This window comes from Sphingomonas aquatilis (genome assembly GCF_014196115.1).
Classification (GTDB): domain Bacteria; phylum Pseudomonadota; class Alphaproteobacteria; order Sphingomonadales; family Sphingomonadaceae; genus Sphingomonas; species Sphingomonas aquatilis.
Window position 1 is genome coordinate 1 of sequence record NZ_JACIDB010000024.1, and the last position, 7,836, is coordinate 7,836.

The following is a 7,836-nucleotide window of genomic DNA, read 5'->3' on the forward strand; positions in this document are numbered from 1 at the left end:
GTGAGGCCAAAAGTCAGTTCGCCGTAATCTTCGGTGAGCGCTTCGTCATCTAATGACGGTAACCGGCCTCCCGCACAAAATTCCTGACAGTCCCGATGCGGTTACCGCCCACCGCGCGACGCCCCACTTCCAAAACTACCTCTCTCAGATCGGCGATCTGGCCGAGCGCGCCACGTTTGTCCTCAACCCCGTCTCCGCGACCTAAGGGTGCTGCCATGGGCAAGCTTAAAGAATGGGTGGGGTCGGCGCTGCTGGCACAACCGTTCTACATAGAGGAGCTGCGGATGATCGGCCTGTTGGCACCTGCGCTTCGCGCGGGCCTTATCGGCCTCGTTCATCCACGCGGCTACCGCTGGCGCGGGGCCGCGACGCAGCGAAAAATCAACATCTGAAGTGAAGGAAACACAGTCATGACCAAAGGTATCGAAGGCAAGGTTGTTCTCATCACCGGCGGGAGCACCGGCATCGGCGCCGAGACCGCGCGTCTTCTCGCCGAACGCGGTGCGAAGGTCGCCATCGCCGCACGGCGCAAGGACAAGCTCGACGAGGTCGTCGCGCAGATCGCCGAGAACGGCGGAACGGCACGCGCCTATGCGCTCGACGTCACCGACAAGTCGGCGGTCCAGACCGTCGTCGCCGCGATCGTCGCCGACTTCGGCCGTCTCGACGTACTGATCAACAACGCCGGTCTGATGCCGATCCGTCCGATGGCCGAGGTCAACACCGACGAGTGGGACCAGATGATCGACGTCAATTTGAAGGGCACGCTCTACGGCATCGCCGCGGCTCTTCCCGGCTTCCTGGAGCAGGGCAGCGGCCACATCATCAACCTGAGTTCGGTCGCCGGCATCAAGGTCTTCGCCCCGGGCGGCACGGTCTATTCCGGCACCAAGTTCGCCGTCAGCGCGATCAGCGAAGGTCTTCGCCAGGAGGTGGGCGAGAAGGTCCGCGTCACGTCGATCGAGCCCGGAGCCGTCGAGAGCGACCTGAAGTTCACGACGTCGGGTACGGCTGCTGAGACGGTGCTGGACTTCTACAAGCAGGCCATCCCGGCGGCATCGGTGGCGCGTGCTATCGCGTTCGCTGTCGAACAACCTGATGACGTCGACGTCAACGCGATCGTCATCCGGCCGACCGCACAGCAGTTCTGATTTCGACGAGGAGGCGGGGCCGCGTTTGCTCCGCCTCATGGGGAACGTAGCGGCCCGCTCTTCCGTTACTCTGCCGAATAATGACTGTCGGTTTCACTTGAGGAGTCATTTATGCCCAAACTTGCCCTGTATGTACCACTGAAGGCCAAGCCCGGAAAAGAGCGTGATGTCGCCAATTTCCTGACCTCGGCATTGCCGCTCGTTCAAGCTGAGGCGGGCACTCTGACCTGGTATGCGATCGAGGAAGGTCCCGGTGCGTACGCGATCTTCGATACGTTCGACACAGAGGAGGATCGGCAAGCCCATCTCGACGGCAAGGTTGCCGCCGCACTAATGGACAAGGCAGAAGAACTTTTTTCTGAACCGCCGCAAATTCACAAGTTCACCCTGCTGGCCGCGAAATAGCCGAGCGGTCGGCACCCTAAGCTGCTGTCTGACTGCAGGGTAAGGTTCGTGTTTCTATCCGGAATGGGTGGCCCGGCCGTATCGGGAAATGAATAGATGAATATGGCAGGTCATCCGCAATAGTGGATGACCTTGTCTTCTGCACTTATCATATCTCTGAATTTAACGATAAGGCGCCGTTGATGGGTCGCGACGTGACGGCACCATTCGTTCGCGGGAGGGTGCCGAACGCGAGCGATGACTTGCCCGAGCCCGATATGCCGGTGAACACCACGAAGGCGTCGCGCGGTACATCGACGTCAATATTTTTGAGGTTATTCTGGCGCGCGCCGCGAACCTGCACGCAAGCGGGCAGCCCCGTATGCCCATGATCGGTGGCCGGCGTCGTCGCGTGAATATCCTTGCTCTTCAATTCAGTCTTCCTGCCCTATCCGCCCGTGCGGCCCGTGGTTCATCACAGTCGGGGAACAGATGAATGCTTTTCCGACTCAATACATCCAAAGGTCAGGCTGGCCCGATATTCGGCACCTTTGAAGTATTTTTCCAGCAGTGGACAAAGGTTACGATAAAACCATTTTCCCTGTTGGGTCGCGCGACGAGGCCACACACACTCCGCTGGTAAGCGCCTGGGCTGGGCGGCCCTGGTCCGTGCCGCTATCGGCATGTAACGACCGTACTTCGGCGCTTGTTACCGCATCGCGACGCGTTGCCCATTTGCCAGAGCGCGCTTCATCATGGCCGGGGTCGGGCCATGATGACGGCCGAGTTGTCGATCCGAGCGCCTCGCGCCGCTTCGGATCGGCGGGTCAGTAGTGAATGACCGTGCGGATCGACTTGCCTTCGTGCATCAGTTCGAAGGCCTCGTTGATCTCCTCCAAACCCATCGTGTGGGTTACGAATGGGGCCAGATCGATATCGCCTCTCATCGCATCCTCGACCATGCCGGGGAGCTGTGTCCGTCCCTTGACGCCACCGAAAGCGGACCCCTTCCATACGCGGCCCGTGACGAGCTGGAATGGGCGGGTGGAGATTTCCTCGCCCGCGCCGGCAACGCCAATCACGATCGACTGACCCCAGCCACGGTGCGCTGATTCAAGCGCGGCGCGCATGACGTGGACGTTGCCGATGCACTCGAAGGTATGATCGATGCCCCAGCCCGTCATCTCGATCAGCACTTGCTGGATAGGCTCGTCATGGTCCTTGGGGTTGATGCACTCGGTAGCACCGAACTGGCGTGCCAGCTCGAACTTGGATGGATTGGTGTCGATGGCGATGATGCGACCCGCCTTCGCCTGGCGCGCACCCTGAATCGCCGCGAGGCCGATGCCGCCGAGGCCGAACACGGCGACCGAGTCTCCCGGCTGGACCTTGGCGGTATTGTGGACTGCGCCGATGCCGGTCGTGACGCCGCAGCCGAGCAGGCAGACATGTTCGGGGTTTGCCTCGGGATTGATCTTGGCGAGCGAGACTTCGGCGACGACAGTATATTCACTGAAGGTTGAACAGCCCATGTAATGATAGAGGGGCTGACCATTGTAAGAAAAGCGCGTGGTCCCATCGGGCATCAAGCCCTTGCCTTGCGTTTCGCGGACAGCGACGCACAGGTTGGTCTTGCCCGACAGGCAGAAGTCGCACTTGCCGCATTCGGCGGTGTAGAGCGGAATCACGTGATCGCCCGGTCCGACGCTGGTGACGCCTTCTCCGACCTCGACAACGATGCCCGCGCCCTCGTGGCCCAGAACCACCGGGAAAACACCCTCCGGATCACTCCCCGCCAGCGTGTACGCGTCGGTGTGGCACACACCGGTGTGCGTCACCCGTATGAGGACTTCGCCTTTCCGGGGTGGGGCGACATCGATCTCGACGATTTCGAGTGGCTTGCCCGCCTCGAAGGCTACAGCGGCGCGAGATTTCATGTTGGGATACCCTCGTTGAGTTAAACCGATTGCTGGTGCGAGGCCGTCGCGTCAGCGCAAATTCGTGGGGGAGCGATCGCTCACTCCCCCCGGTATGCAGGTCAGACCGTAACGACGACCTTGCCGACCTGGTCGTTCGATTCGAGGAAGCGGTGAGCGTCCTGGATCGCGTCGAGCGGGAAAGTGCGCGCGATCCGCGGCTTGAGCGCGCCCGATTCCAGACCCGCCACGATGAACGCCTTGGCGCGATCGAGGGCGGCATCGTCCGAGACGATCTCGCTGTAGAGATACCCCTTGAGCGTGAGACTCTTGCCCAGCACGGAGAACAACGGGAACGGCGTCGGTTCGCCGCTGAGCGCGCCATATTCGAGCAGGATGCCGCCGCGTGCCATGCTCTCGGTCAGCGGCTCGAACGACGGGCCTCCGACCGGATCGAGCACCACGCGCGCACCCTGACCATCGGTTATCTCCATCACCCTCGCTACCAGATCCTCTTCCCCGGTCGCGACGACATGATGTGCACCGGCATCGATCAGGGCCTGGCGCTTGGCGCCGGTACGCGTCGTCGCGATTACCGTCGCGCCGACCATCCGCGCAATCTGGAAGGCAGCAAGGCCGACGCTGCTGGAGGCAGCAGTGACGATGACGAAATCGCCCTCGCCGAGTTTCGCCTGCTCCACCAGCGCACCCCAGGCGGTGACATACTGCATCCACACGGCCGCCGCTTCCTCGAACGTCAGCGCCACCGGATGCTTGACGACGAGGCGGGCGGGCACGTTGGCGACCTCGCCATAAGTGCCCCAGCGCGCGATATCGAGCGGGGGGATGACGCTGACAGCTTCGCCTTCCGCAAACCCGGTCACGTCCGCGCCGACCGTAACGACAGTGCCGGCAGCCTCATAGCCAAGGCGGCTCGGGAACTCGGCTTCCTGAAGGTAGGCATGGTTGCGGAACATCACCTCGGCGCGGTTTATGCCTATCGCCTTCACCGCGATCTGCACTTCGTCGGCCGCGGGCGCGGGGACTGCCACATCTTCAATCCTGAGGACGCTGGCGTCGCCATATTCGTGGATGCGGACGATGCGGCTCATTGTAAAATCCTTGATTATTGAATGATCGTTCTGTAAGGAGACGGACCACCCGTTTCAAGATATTATTTATCGATCGTTCCATATCGTGCACGAAAGATGACAGAGACGAAAGCCCGTCGCCGCGCAGGTCGCCCTCGTGTGTTCGACACTGACGCTGCGCTCGACAAGGCGGTGCGGCTGTTCTGGCAGCGCGGCTACGAGGCGACATCGATGGCCGATCTGGTGGCGGAGACTGGCGTCGCCGCTGCCAGTCTCTATGCAGCGTTTGACAACAAGGCGGGGCTGTTTGCGGCGGTGATCGAGCGCTACGCCGCGACGTTCAGCGTCCACCTCTATTCACCCATCAACGATCCGGCGTTGTCCACCTACGAGGCCGTCAAAGGCCTGCTGGAACGAGCGGCGTCATCATTCTCGGAACCTGGAACGCCGGCCGGCTGCTTCATGTATTCGGCAGCGGCAGCCGTTTCGCCGGCGTCCGCCGCCATCGAATGCCTGCTGCGCGACAAGCGTATCGCGGCGGAGGCTCTCCTGATCGAGCGTCTGCAACGCGGCGCCGCGCAGGGCGAGCTTGCGGCCAACACCGATCCGGCCGTGCTAGGCAAATTCATCAATACGGTCATGGAAGGCATGTCCGTTCAGGCGCGCGACGGCGCTACGATCAACGAACTGCTCTCCATCGCCAAAATGGCACTCGATCGATGGCCGGCCGCGATATGATCGTTACATGGTGGTCATCTGCCAATCCGCCTCCCGCGACCGAACAGTCGAACTCATCTCATTGGACGAAAGCACATGAAACACGTGACATTGCTCGGCGGGGAAGTGGTTCCTTCAATGGGTCAAGGCACCTGGAAGATGGGTGAACGTGCTGAGCGGCGATCCGATGAGATCGCCGAGCTACGCGCCGGTGTCGAGCTAGAGCCGCCTCGACGATCCGCTCGAACGTCGCCAAGGCGTCTTCGGCGAGGTCTCGCAGGATCACAGATCGGTCTGCTTCTACCCTCTCGGAAGGATTCGTCGCCACTGGTTCGCCCCCTCAATGCATTCTTAGAAGCAAGTTGAGCTCAGACGGTGGTTGATCGCAAGAACTTACGTGTCGCGCGCGCCTTGATGTGTGCCCACAGGCCAATCCGATTTTAAGGTCGCCACCTTGGTGACGGACACGAGGCCTTGAGGCCGGAACGCGACGGCCCGTGCTCCTGATCTTGGCAGCCGGCGCTACGCGTCGATTAGGAGATACATATACCACGATACCCCACCTGCGGGAGCGTCAGCACGGCGTTATTTTACCGCAAATTTCGCTCCCATCTTACGCGACAAGGGTCACGCCGGAGCGATCGGCAAGCGCCTTGAAGCGCATGGCGAGCCCCGGATCACCATCGATGCCAGACGTGCTGACCACGCTTAGCGCACCAGGCGGCACGCGATCGCCGAACAACATCATCGCCTGCGACGAGGGATAGGGGCGAGACTCCCAGACCATCCCATGCGTGGCGGCGTCTTTGCGATGCAGTGCCGCAGACCAGCGCCGCGTGTCCGGAAATTCGCGCGCGGGCGTGTCGATCAGCTGGGTACGGGCGACGCCCAGCTTCATCAGATCGGGCGCGAGAAAGGAGCGAAGCACCAGCGGGCTGGCGACCCGGAGTACCGAGCAGCGAACATCGGCAAGCCTGCTCAGCGCAAAGGTCTTGAAGGTCTGCGTGGAATCGAGATCGTGGAAGATCGTATCGTACACCGCAGCCTCAAACCCGTCTGCGGCATAGGCCGTCGGCACCCGCTTGCGCACCGGGCCGATCGGCGCGAAGCGCGAAGCGCCGAAACCCGGATTGAACGCGTCTCCGGCAAGCTTCTCGGCGTGAATGCGCCAAAGCACCGTCCCCACCGGTAGGTCGGTAACGTGGGTCGGGAAGGCGGTCGGCGGTTTCGCAACGATGCCTGTCGGAGCGAGGGCCGTCACCCGCTGATCTCATCACCTTCGTGGGCTGCCGCCTCGAGAACGGCTGCTGGTTCGTCGAACCGCTCAATGGGTGCGGGACCACCAAGCCATGAGTTGGACGATACGAACCAGAAAGCAACTTGCCATGGCGTGCGGTTCGCGGGGAGGGCCGCGAGAACCTGCCGGATTAGCGGAAGGGGTTTGCCGTCGGCATCGAACTGGAACGCGGGAAAGCGATCCTGCCCCTGATAGGGGACGGCGAAGACACGGGCCTGCGCCTTCCAGCGCGCGGCCGTCTGGTGGCGGTTCTTGGCTTCGTGCCCGGCGCGCGCGGCAACCTCGACCGAGGTAAGCGTCTCGACCTCCTGAAGGAAGCGCTGCCGGATCGCGGTGTTATCGGCCGCGACCGCAGTGTGAAATTCCGCCATCGGGTCATGCGTGTCGGCCAACACATCGAGGAGCTGCTCGATCTTGCGCTCGAGGTGTCGGGTGCGAATGTCGGGCAGCAGCTTGTCGACGATGGCGTAGAGCGCCTGCCGATCCGGATCAGTTGCAATACCGGCTTCAGCTAGCTGCTCCAGCGCGTGATCGACGGCGGTGCGATATTGTGCGGAGAAGCCCTCAACCGTGGGCGCTATATATAAGGTTTCGTCGACCGTAGGCGCCGGCTCGGATCCACGCTGTTTGGCTGGCTTGTTGCGTGCGGTCTCGACCAAGCTGGCGAACACCAGATTGGCAAAGGCACCCGGATCAACGGCGTTGGCGAGGGTCGCCATGAGCAGCTCCTACGGTTAGTCTAGCTAACATATAAGCGATCTAACCGGCTTCGTCACCCTCATTGTATTTTCCGGTAACCCCTCTTCCTGGAAAAAGAGAGTGGCCGGGCAGGGCGCGTGTTGGTTCTCCTGAAACGGGACGCTGGATATCGCACTGCTTCGGATGAGCCGGTCAGCCGCCTAATTGCGGGTACGGCCCGCCTATGACTGGCCATCACTGGAATGGCTGCTCGCTAGCACGCCGAAATGGGTCCAGGCGATGTTGATCCAGAACTGCAAGGACTGGTTGGCGCCGCTGCGCGCTCGTGGCCAATGCACCATCGGCAAATGGGACTGGACGTTGCCGACATTCTGGCGCAGTTTCATGCGTGGCTCGCCGAGCCGAAGCACGCCAGCGCGAGCGGGTGTCGCTGATCGGGTGAGTGCCGGTAGAGCGGCCTAAGTGCTTCCGCCGCAGAGCAGATTTGTGTTCCCGCTGATTAGAAAAGACACATTCTGCCCCAAATAGAAATGACACACGGCTGGTAGCAGCGGGGGCAGCGTGGAGCCATCCACAAGCGC

General features: G+C 61.8%; 10 protein-coding genes. 4 read left to right on the plus strand and 6 right to left on the minus strand.

All coding sequences use genetic code 11. The features are described from left to right. Positions 1-215: 215 nt before the first annotated feature. From GGR47_RS18800 to GGR47_RS18810, 3 genes are all read left to right on the plus strand, one after another. Positions 216-392 carry a hypothetical protein gene (locus GGR47_RS18800; protein WP_156477766.1) on the plus strand — a complete coding sequence of 59 codons (177 nt, stop codon included), beginning with the start codon at positions 216-218 and terminating at the stop codon, positions 390-392. 18 nt (positions 393-410) lie between these two features. Then, on the plus strand, positions 411-1,151 hold the full coding sequence (locus GGR47_RS18805; protein WP_043061436.1) for an SDR family oxidoreductase: 741 nt from the start codon (positions 411-413) through the stop codon (positions 1,149-1,151). A gap of 111 nt (positions 1,152-1,262) precedes the next feature. After that, complete coding sequence (locus GGR47_RS18810) at positions 1,263-1,556, plus strand: putative quinol monooxygenase (protein ID WP_037093999.1); 294 nt, start codon at positions 1,263-1,265, stop codon at positions 1,554-1,556. A gap of 148 nt (positions 1,557-1,704) precedes the next feature. Here GGR47_RS18810 and GGR47_RS18815 read toward each other — a convergent pair whose 3' ends face one another. From GGR47_RS18815 to GGR47_RS18825, 3 genes are all read right to left on the minus strand, one after another. Beyond that, positions 1,705-1,968 (minus strand): hypothetical protein, encoded by a 264-nt coding sequence (locus tag GGR47_RS18815; protein WP_043061437.1) that lies wholly within the window; start codon positions 1,966-1,968, stop codon positions 1,705-1,707. 394 nt (positions 1,969-2,362) lie between these two features. Next, the gene (locus GGR47_RS18820; protein WP_147037224.1) at positions 2,363-3,472 is read right to left on the minus strand and encodes an S-(hydroxymethyl)glutathione dehydrogenase/class III alcohol dehydrogenase; all 1,110 of its coding nucleotides are present in this window, start codon (positions 3,470-3,472) and stop codon (positions 2,363-2,365) included. A 101-nt stretch (positions 3,473-3,573) separates the two neighbouring features. Beyond that, positions 3,574-4,563, minus strand: a complete 990-nt coding sequence (locus tag GGR47_RS18825; protein WP_043061439.1) for a zinc-dependent alcohol dehydrogenase family protein — start codon at positions 4,561-4,563, stop codon at positions 3,574-3,576. Positions 4,564-4,701: 138 nt separating this feature from the next. Between GGR47_RS18825 and GGR47_RS18830 the strand changes: the two genes are divergently transcribed. Next, positions 4,702-5,280: a TetR/AcrR family transcriptional regulator gene (locus tag GGR47_RS18830; protein WP_241769373.1), complete on the plus strand. Its 579-nt coding sequence runs from the start codon at positions 4,702-4,704 to the stop codon at positions 5,278-5,280. 592 nt (positions 5,281-5,872) lie between these two features. On the opposite strand, the gene GGR47_RS18835 is transcribed toward GGR47_RS18830, so the two are convergent. The 3 genes from GGR47_RS18835 to GGR47_RS18845 form a co-directional block, all read right to left on the minus strand. Beyond that, positions 5,873-6,520 carry an RES family NAD+ phosphorylase gene (locus GGR47_RS18835; protein ID WP_043061441.1) on the minus strand — a complete coding sequence of 216 codons (648 nt, stop codon included), beginning with the start codon at positions 6,518-6,520 and terminating at the stop codon, positions 5,873-5,875. After that, entirely contained in the window at positions 6,517-7,275 is a 759-nt protein-coding gene (locus GGR47_RS18840) for a hypothetical protein (RefSeq protein ID WP_052814282.1), read from the minus strand. The genes GGR47_RS18835 and GGR47_RS18840 overlap by 4 nt, the downstream gene beginning before the upstream one ends. 201 nt (positions 7,276-7,476) lie before the next feature. Continuing rightward, positions 7,477-7,641, minus strand: a complete 165-nt coding sequence (locus GGR47_RS18845) for a hypothetical protein (protein ID WP_156477767.1) — start codon at positions 7,639-7,641, stop codon at positions 7,477-7,479. Between the last annotated feature and the right edge of the window lie 195 nt (positions 7,642-7,836).